This is a genomic window from Vibrio profundi, assembly GCF_005281835.1.
Taxonomy (GTDB): Bacteria; Pseudomonadota; Gammaproteobacteria; order Enterobacterales; family Vibrionaceae; genus Vibrio; species Vibrio profundi.
This window is the reverse complement of record NZ_RZIS01000009.1, coordinates 70789-84543: the sequence shown is the minus strand read 5'-3', so window position 1 is coordinate 84543 and position 13755 is coordinate 70789. Positions and strand designations below refer to the sequence as shown.

14 protein-coding genes are annotated in these 13755 nt (G+C 42.3%); 8 read left to right on the top strand and 6 right to left on the bottom strand.

Going from position 1 to position 13755, the window contains the following annotated elements; translation table 11 throughout:
- Window positions 1–284: 284 nt before the first annotated feature.
- Window positions 285–1196, bottom strand: coding sequence for a LysR family transcriptional regulator (locus tag ELZ11_RS19090; protein ID WP_167494721.1), 912 nt, complete (start codon window positions 1194–1196; stop codon window positions 285–287).
- 138 nt (window positions 1197–1334) lie between these two features.
- Between ELZ11_RS19090 and ELZ11_RS19085 the strand changes: the two genes are divergently transcribed.
- Window positions 1335–2228, top strand: a complete 894-nt coding sequence (locus ELZ11_RS19085; protein WP_137358971.1) for an MBL fold metallo-hydrolase — start codon at window positions 1335–1337, stop codon at window positions 2226–2228.
- Between the two features lie 120 nt (window positions 2229–2348).
- Here ELZ11_RS19085 and ELZ11_RS19080 read toward each other — a convergent pair whose 3' ends face one another.
- The gene (locus tag ELZ11_RS19080; RefSeq protein WP_137358970.1) at window positions 2349–2630 is read right to left on the bottom strand and encodes a hypothetical protein; all 282 of its coding nucleotides are present in this window, start codon (window positions 2628–2630) and stop codon (window positions 2349–2351) included.
- A gap of 141 nt (window positions 2631–2771) precedes the next feature.
- Window positions 2772–3776: a porin family protein gene (locus ELZ11_RS19075; protein ID WP_137358969.1), complete on the bottom strand. Its 1005-nt coding sequence runs from the start codon at window positions 3774–3776 to the stop codon at window positions 2772–2774.
- Window positions 3777–4102: 326 nt separating this feature from the next.
- Between ELZ11_RS19075 and ELZ11_RS19070 the strand changes: the two genes are divergently transcribed.
- Window positions 4103–4885, top strand: a complete 783-nt coding sequence (locus ELZ11_RS19070) for a response regulator transcription factor (RefSeq protein ID WP_137358968.1) — start codon at window positions 4103–4105, stop codon at window positions 4883–4885.
- A gap of 154 nt (window positions 4886–5039) precedes the next feature.
- A complete protein-coding gene (locus ELZ11_RS19065) occupies window positions 5040–5975 on the top strand; it encodes a DUF3187 family protein (protein WP_137358967.1) in 936 nt (311 codons plus the stop codon).
- A 41-nt stretch (window positions 5976–6016) separates the two neighbouring features.
- On the opposite strand, the gene ELZ11_RS19060 is transcribed toward ELZ11_RS19065, so the two are convergent.
- Window positions 6017–6799, bottom strand: coding sequence for a carbohydrate deacetylase (locus ELZ11_RS19060; protein ID WP_137358966.1), 783 nt, complete (start codon window positions 6797–6799; stop codon window positions 6017–6019).
- 47 nt (window positions 6800–6846) lie between these two features.
- Entirely contained in the window at window positions 6847–8178 is a 1332-nt protein-coding gene (locus ELZ11_RS19055) for a 6-phospho-beta-glucosidase (protein ID WP_137358965.1), read from the bottom strand.
- Between the two features lie 114 nt (window positions 8179–8292).
- On the opposite strand from ELZ11_RS19055, the gene ELZ11_RS19050 reads away from it, so the two are divergent.
- From ELZ11_RS19050 to ELZ11_RS19035, 4 genes are all read left to right on the top strand, one after another.
- On the top strand, window positions 8293–9174 hold the full coding sequence (locus tag ELZ11_RS19050) for a LysR substrate-binding domain-containing protein (protein WP_137358964.1): 882 nt from the start codon (window positions 8293–8295) through the stop codon (window positions 9172–9174).
- Window positions 9175–9265: 91 nt separating this feature from the next.
- On the top strand, window positions 9266–10174 hold the full coding sequence (locus ELZ11_RS19045) for a homocysteine S-methyltransferase family protein (RefSeq protein ID WP_137358963.1): 909 nt from the start codon (window positions 9266–9268) through the stop codon (window positions 10172–10174).
- 7 nt (window positions 10175–10181) lie between these two features.
- Window positions 10182–10889 (top strand): helix-turn-helix domain-containing protein, encoded by a 708-nt coding sequence (locus ELZ11_RS19040; RefSeq protein WP_137358962.1) that lies wholly within the window; start codon window positions 10182–10184, stop codon window positions 10887–10889.
- Window positions 10890–10988: 99 nt separating this feature from the next.
- Window positions 10989–11930: a DMT family transporter gene (locus ELZ11_RS19035; RefSeq protein WP_137358961.1), complete on the top strand. Its 942-nt coding sequence runs from the start codon at window positions 10989–10991 to the stop codon at window positions 11928–11930.
- A gap of 80 nt (window positions 11931–12010) precedes the next feature.
- On the opposite strand, the gene ELZ11_RS19030 is transcribed toward ELZ11_RS19035, so the two are convergent.
- Window positions 12011–12667, bottom strand: a complete 657-nt coding sequence (locus ELZ11_RS19030) for an NAD(P)H-dependent oxidoreductase (protein WP_137358960.1) — start codon at window positions 12665–12667, stop codon at window positions 12011–12013.
- A gap of 161 nt (window positions 12668–12828) precedes the next feature.
- Between ELZ11_RS19030 and ELZ11_RS19025 the strand changes: the two genes are divergently transcribed.
- Window positions 12829–13752 (top strand): LysR family transcriptional regulator, encoded by a 924-nt coding sequence (locus tag ELZ11_RS19025; RefSeq protein ID WP_137358959.1) that lies wholly within the window; start codon window positions 12829–12831, stop codon window positions 13750–13752.
- Window positions 13753–13755: the final 3 nt, after the last annotated feature.

The window sequence follows — 13755 nt, the reverse complement described above, 5'->3', positions numbered from 1 at the left end:
GTATTGGCCTCAACTCGAATCTATTTTGAAACAAGGCTAGGAAGTTGGAACGAAGCAAAAAACATACCCCTAAAAATAGTTAGTAAATTCATTAACTTGAAACTTATTTCTACAAAACCGTTAACGTTAGAAAGAAGTTTTTCATTTTGAGAATCAATAAGAGGCGGGACAAGGAAAAGAGTCGAATACTCACAGTTAAAGTATGTATGAGTACAATGTTAGGCGAGCCGATAGCGCGAAAAACTATCGACTGTGATACTAGAACGACAGGAATAAAGGTGACACTATCGAGGCAAACTCCAACTGGCATTTGCACAATGCTTTTCGAGAAAGCTCATGAATATTCTTACTTTTGGCGGAAGAAATTCGCGATGAGGATACAAGGCATACACACCCCGCGGTTCAAGCTGATAACCCTCTAACACAGGAACCAGGCGTCCAGCTTGCAAATGCTCATGAACCGTTGTTTTAACCATGGCCGTAATGCCCAGCCCTTGTACAGCAGCATCGATTACAGCATCCACAGAATTGATCTTTAAGTGGCTATTTACTGTATGGGTTGCTTCTTCTTGTGAAGTCTTATGCCTAAACGGCCCAACGATCGGTGCAGACAAAATAGACAAAGTGATCCACTGATGATCAGCAAGTTGTTGTGGGGTGCTAGGCGTGCCATTTCGAGCAATGTATTCAGGTGAAGCGAATACTACTGTTGGTGTATCACAGAGTTTTTTCGCAATGAGCGTCGAATCTTGCAGTTTTCCGACTCTCACCACCAAATCGATCCCTTCTTCAACTAAGTTCACGACTTTATCGCTCAGCACAAGCTCCACCTTCAACAGAGGGTATAGCTCGCGTAGCTCTTTAATAACCGGGATCAAAAGCGCTCGGCCAAAAGGAATAGGACTTGATACTCTTATCGTGCCCGTGGGCTGATTTTGGTATTGTCTAAGTTCATTGAGTGCAATATCAGCTCGATTGACGATCTGCTCGCAATGTCGATAGTAAATTTCGCCTGCCTCAGTAAGACTTAACTTTCTTGTCGAGCGATTCAATAATCGAACGCCGACTTCTTCTTCAAGTAAACTTATTTGTTTGCTGACGGCAGATTTAGCTACGCCCAATCGCCTTGCAGCTTCAGAAAAACTTTGAGCTTGAACGACTTTAGTAAACACACCAACTCGCTTTAATTCATCCATACTGTCACCGTTCACTTTTTGAGAACAGTGTAGTTCCATTTACCCATCTAGTAAATGTAATCAGAACTGTCAAACTTATTCCTAACCGCACTCAACCAACAAATGAGTCTCGATTTAACCAAGGAATGAGGATTATTTATGTCTATTCGAAAGTCTATAACCATGATGGCTGGCATCGTACTTGCCGCTTTAATGATAACCAAGAATGCTTCTGCTCAAGAGTCCGTTTGGAAAGCCGCCGAAGGCGTGTACAAATACGGACCAGGACATGGATTTAACTCTATGTTCGTCGTAACAAATCAAGGTGTTGTGGTATTTGACTCTGCAAATTCGACGCACTCCAAAGGCATGTTACAGGCGATTAAGAATGTGACTGACCAACCTGTTCGCTATGTCGTTCAAAGCCATAACCACTGGGATCATGCGGGTGGCGGACAAGTATTTCGTGACCAAGGCGCAACAATTATCGCGCACAAAGAAGCATACGACTGGATGAAAGCCAACCCGCATCCAGATCTAGCTTTGCCAGATGAAGTATGGACGGGTAAGCGCAAAGATCTAATCGTAGGTGATACGACCATCGAACTTCACTATGTAGGTATGAGTCATGGTTTGGGGATGACAATATCTATCCTGCCAAAAGAAAAAGTAACCTACATAGCAGACATCGTGACACCAAATAGAGTGATGTTTACTATTGTTCCAGATTTCAATATCGGTGAATGGAAAAAGGTATTAAGCCAAGTCGAAACTATGTCATTCGAAACCGCTATTTTCTCTCACTCACATGCCGAAACTACGTTTGGAAGCATGAAAGATGTGACGTTAACTCGCGAATATATTGAAGATTTACAAGTAGCAGTAATCGCAGAGTTCAACAAAGGCACCGCATTTGAAGATATTCCTGGAAACATTAAATTAGAGAAGTACCAAGATTGGGCTGGTTATGACGACTGGCTAACCATGAACGCACTTAGAGTAATGTTGGATATGTGGATGGGTCCATACCCATGGAGACCTGAACCACAGTAATTAAAACAAACTAATGCTAGATAGAGAAAAGAGAATTAACGTTAGCCTTCGTTAATTCTCTTTGTTGTTTGAATGCTAAATCGCCACTTTTTTATATATTTGATTCACGCCTTGAAGAGATCAACGCTTAAGCACAGAACAAGAATTCAAAGGTCGTAAAGACTTACGGTGGATTCCTGAATAACGAGCAGTAAGCGCAATGTAATAATCGTTAGTTTTTAACATTTCTAGTGCTTGCTCTTTGGTTTCAACAAATACTTTATTGCATTGATGTTGTGGCCTACTTCCCGCTTTCCTTCCCGTAATTCTCGCAAGCTCATATAACCCCTCTCGGTTTGGCTCGCAACGGAAAGTTACTTCGTTTCCATAGATACTTCCTTTGGCGATAATATCGACAATCATGGTAACTCCGAAATAGAATGAAAAAAGCCACACTCGAGATTAAAAAGTGTGGCAAAACCTAATATTCAGTGGACGATTCTTAGGTAGCATGAAAAAGGAGAATGAGCCAGCAAGCATTACCTGCTGGCTATTTGTTACGTGTTAGAAATAGTAGTAAGCAGACGCAAAGACGTAGGTTTCTTCATCACTACCAGATTCAACATCGATATCACGTTTTATATCGATGCCCATATCAGCTCTCTCGTTTAGCGTATACATCGCAGCAATATTGTAATAGCTAACATCTATGTCGGCGTTGTTGTTCTCTTCTGTTGTATTCGAACCATAGCCGGCTGCAAGTATTAATTGGTCATTTAATGAGTATGCCGAAGACAAGTAGTAACCAGAGTTTTTGTAATCTGTTGTATTTACTTCTTCGTCATTTTTCCCTTCATCGATCCAAGAGTTAAAACCTAACGTAATAGAGCCAACGTTTGCATTACCAGAAAGCGAAATCACACTAAAGTCAGCTTCATCACGTTCTTCATAACCCGCATAGATATTGAATACTTTATGCTCATAGCCTAAATAACCGTTAATACCTTTATCAGCATCACTGTGTTTATCTGCTGTTTCAAAGTAAGAGATCCCATAAGCTACACCCGCTGTAGAACCTTGAAACTTGACAACGTTAAACGCATCAGATGCATCGCCAGCAGAAGCGCCAAACTCGTACGTCATATCACCAGCACCATCAACTTTATCTAGAGCTGTATCATTCTCCCAGCCATAAGAAGCGATACCATAACCCGTATCAAAACCAAGCCATGCTTTGTCTACATCAGTATTAAAATCACTTTCAACATCAAAAGGGTTAGTCTTATCGTCTGTTGTCCAGTTAGCTTCAAGATCTGTCTCAAAGTAACCTAATACGCGGTTGTTTTGGTAACTCACTGCAACCGTCAAGGCTGTTGCCCAGTCATCATAAAACGCATTAGATTTAGTATCGTAGTAACCGCCAACACCAAATGAACCTGACACTGAGAATTGGTCTTTGTGGACTGGATCAAACTCAAATGCAGGCTTACTATTTTGAGAACTGGTTTGAACCGCAAATGCTGACGTTGCAGTTGATGCGATTAGTGCTGCTAAAAGTGTTTTTTTCATAATGGCCACTACTTCCTATAGGGTTGTATTTACTTCATCGCTTGTGCGATTTCGAATGTGGGGCCATTCTGACGAGTTTGATTTGCAGTAAATACCGCAAAATTACTGCATTTATCTACAAAACTAATAATTAAAAAACTAAGAGGCACTACAAATAATACTTACTAGGTATCGTTTAACAGAAATTGATAAACCTGATGGTTATCACTGTTAGGGTCCATAGATAAAAGTGATACAACACAGTATTTTATCTATTTCATTGACATATCTCGCTTATTAACGCTAGCTTAACAATGTGACTTTTCAGCAAATAGGCCTTCTAATTGATGACACAAGACAACATCAATATATCGTTCGAACAACTGGTTATTAAACAGTCCTCAACTCTAATCAGTTGCCAACCCAAACACTTTGACGAGACCTTTCGTCAAGTTGCTAAATCGGCTCTCGACTGGTTTAAATTAGACCGCCTAACGCTTTTTCCTAATTCGATGATTTTGCTTAATGATGGTAAGACTGTCTCTGTTTCGCGCGATGGCATCCCTCTTTTAAATAAACAACTGTTCCTACCCGGTAATTATCAAGACTATATGAAGCTCTTACGCTCTAAGACAGCTTGGTATAGCTTTACGGCTGAAGAAATGGAGAACAGTAAGATCCACACGCTAAGGACCTTGCGCGAAGAAGGCGCCTGTTGGCATGGAATCATCCGGCTTGAGTTGTTTGGCCAAACATGGGGCGCATTATCTTTCTCTCAGTTTAACCAAGACGTTACGCCGCCATCAGAAGAAGATATGACTAGGCTAAAATTGCTCTGCGATATTTGGCTATGTTATTGGCAGCATTCGACCATGACTCGTAATCTTAAACAGGACCAAACCGAAAACGTTAATGAAGAAGAAAAGCTTTTATTGCTCTCAAAAAAGCAATGTTCTGTTCTGACTCTGTTGGCACAAGGTTACACGGCTAAACAATGTGCCGAGAAGCTCTTTCTCAGCCCACGAACCATAGAGTCTCACAAGTATCGTATGCTCGATTTACTCGACCTAGACAACCACACCGAGTTAGTACAATTTGCACTAAGAAATGGCTTAGGGATAGAGACCTAACCGTACAACTCATTAATAAAGCCAACGCCGTAATCGTAATACCCCCTACTCATCTAAATCTATCGTCCAGATAAAATGCAGTAATTTTACTGTTTATTTATCTGGTCCGTTATTGAAAATGGTCGACCCATTTCATTCTTAACGTTTGACCATTTTGAATAAGACCCTAATTGCGTTACTCATTTTTATATCTTCTAGCGTCTTCGCTGGTCAGCCTCTTTATTCTTCTGCACAATCCCCGATACATTCCAATATATTGTCTCTTCAACTTAGAGGTGCCAAACCTCAACCTGTCGGATCGCTAGAAGTAAAAACGGGATTCACGCAAGCAAGTGTGTGGGCAGAAACAAACGAATACTTCCTCGACTATTACCAAAACAATCTAGACTTAGCCCTTTCTTATCAGGTTACGAATTTAATCAAATCAGAATTGGCTTTTAAACGTATAAAGGCGCGAGATAACGGGTTAGACGAGCTAACAATGAATTTCCATGACTTGTTTGGGATTGGTCAAAATGGTCGAGATGAAGTGCCGCAAGATCAGTTCTACATCGGTATTCCCGGCCAAGGAGTGGAAATTTCAGATTTTGAAGGTGAAACACTCACCAGAGCGATTCAGTCATATAACGAATTGAGCCTTTACCAGAACCCAATTTTTGCAGTATCTGCAGGGCTCACTTTATATTACAACCATGTAGATAGCGGCCCGTTTGCAAGAACGACTTTCGAGCAAGGACTACAGCTCAATACTAGTTATTCCATACATAGCCATCATGTTTACACTTCATTCGGTGGCGTACATCGGAACGGCGATATCCTTGGTACTGAAATGGTCGATTCTGCGGGATTCATTTCACTGGGCTACGAGTACCAGTTCTTTTCTGCTCATAGCGTCCTCGTTGAATCGCACAACTACAAAGGCTGGGCATCAACTAACCCAGACTTTTCAGAGCCATCCAATGAACTACTTTTAGGTTATCGTTATCGATTCCTCAATACCGCTATTGAAGCCTTCATGACTGAGAATGTTCGGAACATGGATAACAGCACAGATATCGCTTTTACTATCGTTTTGAGGACGTTGCTCTAGCGTAACCACTAATAAGATGGTTCGAACAACACACAACAAAATTACCAGTTACGTTGTCTGTCTCTAAACACATCAAAGCCTACGCATTCAATATTTTGTTCTTTCAGCCAAGCAATAAGCTCGGGGGAACTGAGCAAGCCTTTTTCAATAGCTCGCATAGCGACATAACCAGTAACCTCATTTAGATCTTGGTTGTTATCAACACTAGGGTGGCACATAAGCTCTACTACACCATTTGGCATTGACCGTTTGTACTCTGACAGTAGATGTTTCAAGTTGTCTAACGACACACCTCGATCAAAAAATCGTTCATCAAATGCATCTGGTGTTGCTACCTTAAGTGCACTCTGACCTTCAACGATGTTATCCACTCTTCGAACTGGCAGCCCAACATCGTTAGCAAAACGAATAAATGCATTTTTTAAAGGTAGAAACACACCTGCAAAATGGTGGCTATCGATGTGGTTGATATCAAAGCCGGCTTCTTTAGCCGCTTGATACTGTGCCTGTAGTTCACGGTAAACCTCATCTTCATTGATATCACGCTTAACCATCAATACCGATTTATCCAAGAAATTACCGTGCTCGTCTACCAAACTTGGTACGTCTTTCGGATCTGAGAGTGGCTTTCCAGCCGTCACTGTAAAGTGCAAGCCAACTTCCGGAATTAGGCCTTGCTGGTAGAGCTTGGTAGCGTGCTTTGTTCCTTGCTGGTTCATCATCACGGTTGTTGACTTCACGACACCCGCTTTGAAGCACTCAACGATCCCTAAATTGACGCTCTCTGATAAACCAAAGTCATCAGCGTTTAAGATCAATTTCATATTCAACTCCAGAGGTGCAGCCAATAACTGCACCTTTTGTTCAAGAATTACTGATTGATAGCGTGTGCAAAAGCAGGCATGAATTCGATGTTTTCTCTGATGGTTTCTTCAAGCGCATCATGTAAGTGTGTGCCACTATCAACAATAGGGTTCAGTATCAGCGCGCGGTGTACTGCATTTAAGTCACCTTCAACTGCCGCCTTAACCGTTAACGTTTCAAATTCCTTCATCAATTGAATCAAACGTAATGTGTCCATTGGAAAAGGTGCCACGTTCAATGGCAAAATCTCACTACTGGTGATCATTGAGCTAACTTCGACTGCACAATCATCGGGTAAACCTTGTATCGCACCATTATTTCGTGTGTTTACATGCATAATCGTTCGTTTGTTATTATGAATACTACTCATCAATTCACATGCGGCTTCCGAGTAATACGCCCCACCACGCTGTTCCAAGATTTTTGGCTTGGTTTGCAAATTCGGATCGCTATAAATCTTAAGTACTTCTTCTTCGATTCTCGCAACCTGTGCTGCTCGGTTGTTATCACCTTTTGCGTCTTCTAGCTCTTCATCAATAATGTCTTTCGACTGGTAGTAATAACGCAGGTATGCGCACGGGATCATCCCCATGTTCTCTAATAAGGATTTATCCCACTGAAAAGGCTTAATATTTTTCGGTGTCATTGCCATACTGCCATTATTAAGTTGGCGCACGATCTCTTCGAGTTTGTCTTCACCGTTATGCAAGACCTTACGCGCCCATACCATGTGATTTAAGCCAGCAATTTGTAGAGTCACTTCGTCCTGTTTGGCATTCAGCATGGTCGCAATGTCACGTTCCATATTGACCGGTATGTTACATAAGCCCACCGTACGAATTTTCGAGTACTTTAGAAGCGCTTCAGTCACCATGCCCGATGGGTTGGTAAAGTTAAGCAGCCAAGCTTTAGGGCAAAGTTCTTCCATTTCTTTGGCGATCTCTAACGCGATTGGAATTGTCCGGCACGCATTAGAAAAACCACCTAGCCCATTGGTCTCTTGACCTATCATCCCGTATTTAATCGCAATACGTTCATCTCTTAGTCGCGCTTTAATGCCACCCGCTCTAAATTGAGAGCAAACAAAGTCAGCACCTTGTAACGCCGCTTTACGATGAGTCGTAACATATACATTGATGTCGCATCCGGCTTTTTTGATCATTCGCCTCGCAAGATCACCAATGATCTGTGTTTTGTGCATACCTTCCTCGATATCAACTAACCACAACTCACTTATCGGAAGTTCATGATGTCGTTCGAGCAGACCTTCAACCAACTCAGGGGTATAGCTAGAACCACCACCAATAACGGCGACTTTTAGTGCTTTTTCGACTGTCATAGTGCTCACCTTAAAACTTGCATTGAATTAACTGAGTTCATTAAAAGTGATTTAACCTCCCCTGACAAACGAGTATATTGCACCCATAGATTACTAAAATTCATGCATGGTGTTATGTTCGATAATAAACAGCAGTTACTCGCTCACCTACATACCTTCAGTGTTGCGGCTAAGTATTTGAGTTTTACGATGGCGGCCAAAGAGCTGTGTTTAACGCAAAGTGCGGTCAGCCATCGAATCCGAAAACTAGAAGATCAACTCAAGTTCACGCTGTTTATTCGGAAAACAAGAAAGCTAGAGCTCACTCCAGAAGGCACACGCGTTTTAACAATGCTCAACACCTCCTTTGAGCTAATATTTTCAGAGCTCAATGACATTCAAAATGGCGAGCTCAGCGGCGAACTTTATATTGGCACCTCTCCCTATTTTGCGTCTGCCTGGCTGCTTCCAAAGTTAAAAAGCTTTCGAGATTTATACCCAAACTTAAGTATCAAACTCCTCACCAAACAACATGAAGTCGATTTTCAGTTTGACCCGATAGATTTAGGTATCTTTTATGGTGAAGGACATTACCCCGATCATTTCAGTGAACGCCTTTTCGTTGGGAAACGGGTTCCAGTGTGCACCCCTGAATACGCAAAGCAGTTCAAATTGTTTGGAAACCCTCATCACTTAAAAGATGTGAATTTTATTCATAGCGGTGGGCATGGCGCTTGGAAATATTGGCTCGATCAAGTTGGTTTGGATATCGATTGCACTCAAAAGTACGACCTTTTCACACATGAACATACGTGTGCCGCCGCGCTTCAATCTATGGGAGTATCGCTGGGCCGATTAGAGTTCGACCGCCATTTATTGGAATCTGGAGAGTTGGTTGCACCGTTCCCCATCATAGACTCGCACAAGGGTTACGACATGGTTTGCCCGCAAGGGATGCAATCACGCGTCAAGTATCAAGCCTTTTCTAAATGGATTCGCTCACAATTAGAAGATTAGTGGGATCACGATTCATTCGTTATTCCGTGTTCTCACCGTCACTTGGGTTTGGTACTCTTCCTAAATTAGAATCATCGATGTATTTAGCGCTATGAAAAAACTAACGATATTAGACGGCGGTATGGGCCGTGAACTTAAAGAGATTGGCGCGCCATTTTCTCAGCCACTTTGGAGCGCTCAAGCTCTAATTGAATCACCAGAGCATGTAAGACTCGCCCATCAGCATTTCCTCAGTGCTGGCTCAGAAATTATTACCGCTAATAGCTATGCCTGTGTCCCTTTTCATCTTGGTGAAAGCCTATATCAAGAACGAGGCGCTGAATTAGCTGAACAAGCAGCGATCATTGCTCGCAATAGCACAAACGAGTATGCGGAATCATCTGGCACTAAACCGGCTATTGTCGCAGGTGTTATTCCACCGGCATTAGGCAGTTATCGCCCCGATTTATTTGAAAAAAATCAAGCTATTGCAATCAATTCGACGCTCTACCATGCCCAAGAAAAGCATGTTGATATTTGGATAGCCGAAACCATTTCAAGCATTCAAGAGTTTGAAGCCATTCATCAAGTACTCAAGCAAACCACCAAGCCTGTTTATTACGCTTTTAGTCTTGAAGACACAGCTTCAGAACAATCGACATTGAGATCGGGGCAATCAGTCAAAATGGCCGTAGCGCTATGCTGTTTTGTTGGTGCAACAGGCATTTTATTTAATTGTTCGGTTCCTGAAGTCATGGAGCAGGCAGTCAAAGATGCCAAACAAGTGATCGATGAATACGGGGCGAACATAGAGATTGGAGTATACGCCAACAATTTTGCTCCTATACAGTCTGAGCACGAAGCTAACGACATGCTGCAGTCTATGAGAGAGTTATCTCCCCTAGGATATTTGGAATACGCGAAACATTGGCACAGCCTAGGCGCTACCGTTATTGGCGGATGCTGTGGTATTGGCCCAAAACACATTCAAGCACTTTCTGATTGGAAGGCAGAGGAATAGGACTTCAATGCCAAACCTTTTATCGATTCGTTCATACAGTCGCGACAAGAAAGGACATTCTCATGAATTTCATCAGATTGTCCTTCCACTTCGAGGCGTGATCAATATTGAAGTAGAATCGTATAAAGGTAAGGTGACACCCGGCGAATGCGTGATAGTTAAGTCGGGTGAAATGCACCACTTCAACGCAGAAACTGAAGCCAAATTTATCGTCGCTGACCTCGACACCCTCCCACCCGCCATAGAGCAATCGAGTACCTTAGTCTTTACTATCAGCCCGCCTTTATTACACTTCTTAGGATTTGTTGAAGCTCAGCTCAAGCATCAAATCAATACAGATATTGAGCGAACGATGTTCGAAACGTTTTATCAATTATTGTTCGAACAACGGTTACTGAAACCGCTCGATTCCCGAATGCGGAATGTCATTGAACATATTGAGGCTCACCTAGCGCAAGAACTGTCTATAGCCAGGTTATCAGCGGTCGCATGCTTAAGCCCTACCCAATTGAAAACTGTATTCAAACAACAAACCGAACATACCGTTAATCAATACATCACCAAACTTCGTATGGAAAAAGCGCAAGCGTTACTACTTCATACCGACTACCCACTTTCAATTGTGGCTGAGTCTGTCGGTTACACAGATCTGACTGCATTTAGCCGGCGATTTTCCAAGTATTTTGGCTTATCCCCTTCAAAAATCAGACACTAAATTGCGTCGTTAGGGCATGAAAAACCGTCCGAACGGCAAAATATAAACTCAATTATCATTTTAGAATCAGCCTTACTCACTTTGAAACCAGGGCCTAAGATGCTAAGTAATAATAGTCGCTTAAATGGGATACTTGCGATCGTCATCGCCAGTTTACTATGGGGAACCACCGGCACTGCCGCAAGCTTCACTCCCGATGTTAGTCCGCTCGCTACCGGTGCATTCTCAATGGGTGTCGGTGGTTTACTGCTCGTTGTCAGTTCATGGAAGGATTTGGAATCTGACAAATTACTTTTGTTCAAATCTCCTAAAGTCTTAATAACGGGTAGCTTATCGGTCGCTGTGTATCCATTGGCGTTCTACACATCAATGAAACTTTCTGGTGTTGCAATTGGTACCGTCGTATCGATTGCCAGTGCGCCTTTTTTCGCCATTGTTTTAGAACGTCTTATCGATAAAAAGCCAATAAGCATGAAATGGATGGTTAGCTTTTTATTTGGAGTTATCGGTATTGTTTTACTGATCGTTGGAAAACAACCTGAGAGTACACACTCCGGCCAATCACACACGGAAACACTCGGTTTGTTATTAGGATTGGTCGCTGGCTTTACCTACGCGACTTATGCGTGGGCAGCCAGACAGATGATCGAACGAGGCGTGAGCTCTAAATCATCCATGGCCAGTATGTTTGGCTTGGCCGCACTTCTGCTGCTGCCTTCGCTACTGATTACTGGTGAACAAATATTTGCTACTTCTACCAACTTCTTCGTCGCCGTTTACATGGCTGCTATCCCGATTTTTTTTGGCTATTTGTGTTTCAGTTATGGGTTAAGGTATATCGATGCTGGCGAGGCGACGCTATTGACCTTACTTGAACCAGCCATCGCTGCATTATTTGCCGTAATCATTGTTGGAGAAAGGTTTCTCGCCATCGGTTGGTTGGGGATGGGTTTTATTGGTATTTGCCTGCTAATCCAAACTGCGGATTCAAGAAAATTGTCGGCTCGGCTTAAGCTTCTTAAGCCAATGTTAGAGCGTTAACGCCCCTAACAGGAATAAAACAAACAAAAACGCTTAGCAGCATGGCTAAGCGTTTTTCTCGTCACTAAGAAGTAGTAAGACTACACAACAGTAATCACATCGTCAGTTGCAAGGCGTGCTTTGGGTAAGCCATGGTTGTAGTCTTCGCCATCTTGATGGTAGCCGATCGCAAGTGCCACTTCACACACATGGCCGTCCAGCTCATCTTTGAACATTTCACCAATTAAGCCAGCATCTACCCCTTCCATTGGCGTCGAATCGATCCCAAGGCGTGCCAACGTATGAAGTAAATTGCCAAGCGCAATGTAGACCTGCGCCTTAGTCCAGTTGCCATTAAAGCCTTTCTCGTCAGTGTTTGCTTCAGCAAAAGCATAAGCGCCCATAAACATTTCATAACGATCAGCAGGGAGGTGCCCAGACGTCACTTCCGCATCAACGCGTTTCGCAAATTTTTCTTTGGTAAATTTAGGATCGTACGCTAACAGAATTGTGTGAGATGCAGTTTTAGCATGCGGTTGATTAAATTGGTGCATGTTCTGAAACGTATCGTGGAAGCGTTGCTTACCTTCATCGCTTTCTATCACAATAAACTTCCAAGGCTGGGAGTTGATTGAAGAAGCAGACAAACGAATTGCCTCTTTAATCACCGCCATATCTTCCGAAGATATGCGTTTTTGTTGGTCATATTTTTTAGCAGTATAGCGGGTGTTTAAGTCTGTAATAATTGGATGAGACATTTAAATGTTCCTCAGTGAACGAAAGCGATGGGCTGATATTAAAAGTAAAACAGTCCGAGAAACATGACATAAGGATCCAATTATTATGGTCTCAAACTTCCACAATCCTCACCACTAGACTAATATCAACAACATCTAAAATCAGTAAAAAATCCAAGCACATGTCTATGACCAATCAATTGCTACTATTCCTCGATGTCGTTCAACAAGGATCATTTACTAAAGCCGCTGCACTGCATGATATGGACAATTCCTCTTTATCTAAACAAATCAAAAAATTAGAATCAGAGTTAGGCGTGCAGTTACTTAATCGTTCAACTCGCTCATTTTCACTGACTTCTGCTGGTAAGGATATACTCGAGCAAACACACACGCTTAGAGATACACTCAACCACATTCAATTAGTGGCGGATTCTTACCAAAAACAACCCAAAGGGATCTTACGAATCACTTCGCCTATTTATTTTGGTCAAGAACACCTACAACCCGTTATTTCAAAGTTCATCAAAACCTATCCAGACGTTCAAATTGTTCACGCTTTAGATGATAAGAAATCCGATATTATCTCAGATCATTTTGACCTCGCCTTCCGCTTAGGCAAGCTGCAAGACTCTAGCTTATTCGCAAAGAAGATTGCCGATACACACTTCATCTTAATCGCTTCTAAAGCATTTATTGAACTGCACGGTGAATTAAAGACGCCCAGTCAACTTCTGGAATTACCAGCGGTGATATACAGCAATGGAGATGTCACGTTAGATCAAATCACAATCAACCGAACCGTCGGCGGTAATGAGTTTGATACGTACAAAATAAAGGGACAATATCGAGTCAGTGATGTTCGGACACAGATTAACGCGGTTAGAGATGGATTAGGATACTCAGTGATTGATGTTTCAAACTTAAGTGCATCACTTGAAGAACTCGAGCTGACACAAATTCTACCCGAGCTTTCTATTTCAACCATGGATACCGCTATCTACGCGATATACCCACATAAGAAACACACCATGCTTGCTCAAGCTTTCATTCAAGCGGTTCAAGATTATATTGGTCACCCTCCGCGATGGCTTAATCACGTGTAAATC

Bases quoted from the DNA above. Each gene is read 5' to 3' on its own strand.
- ELZ11_RS19090 (WP_167494721.1), bottom strand. From the start codon at position 1,196: ATGGATGAATTAAAGCGAGTTGGTGTGTTTACTAAAGTCGTTCAAGCT.
- ELZ11_RS19085 (WP_137358971.1), top strand. From the start codon at position 1,335: ATGTCTATTCGAAAGTCTATAACCATGATGGCTGGCATCGTACTTGCC.
- ELZ11_RS19080 (WP_137358970.1), bottom strand. From the start codon at position 2,630: ATGATTGTCGATATTATCGCCAAAGGAAGTATCTATGGAAACGAAGTA.
- ELZ11_RS19075 (WP_137358969.1), bottom strand. From the start codon at position 3,776: ATGAAAAAAACACTTTTAGCAGCACTAATCGCATCAACTGCAACGTCA.
- ELZ11_RS19070 (WP_137358968.1), top strand. From the start codon at position 4,103: ATGACACAAGACAACATCAATATATCGTTCGAACAACTGGTTATTAAA.
- ELZ11_RS19060 (WP_137358966.1), bottom strand. From the start codon at position 6,799: ATGAAATTGATCTTAAACGCTGATGACTTTGGTTTATCAGAGAGCGTC.
- ELZ11_RS19055 (WP_137358965.1), bottom strand. From the start codon at position 8,178: ATGACAGTCGAAAAAGCACTAAAAGTCGCCGTTATTGGTGGTGGTTCT.
- ELZ11_RS19050 (WP_137358964.1), top strand. From the start codon at position 8,293: ATGTTCGATAATAAACAGCAGTTACTCGCTCACCTACATACCTTCAGT.
- ELZ11_RS19045 (WP_137358963.1), top strand. From the start codon at position 9,266: ATGAAAAAACTAACGATATTAGACGGCGGTATGGGCCGTGAACTTAAA.
- ELZ11_RS19040 (WP_137358962.1), top strand. From the start codon at position 10,182: ATGCCAAACCTTTTATCGATTCGTTCATACAGTCGCGACAAGAAAGGA.
- ELZ11_RS19035 (WP_137358961.1), top strand. From the start codon at position 10,989: ATGCTAAGTAATAATAGTCGCTTAAATGGGATACTTGCGATCGTCATC.
- ELZ11_RS19030 (WP_137358960.1), bottom strand. From the start codon at position 12,667: ATGTCTCATCCAATTATTACAGACTTAAACACCCGCTATACTGCTAAA.
- ELZ11_RS19025 (WP_137358959.1), top strand. From the start codon at position 12,829: ATGTCTATGACCAATCAATTGCTACTATTCCTCGATGTCGTTCAACAA.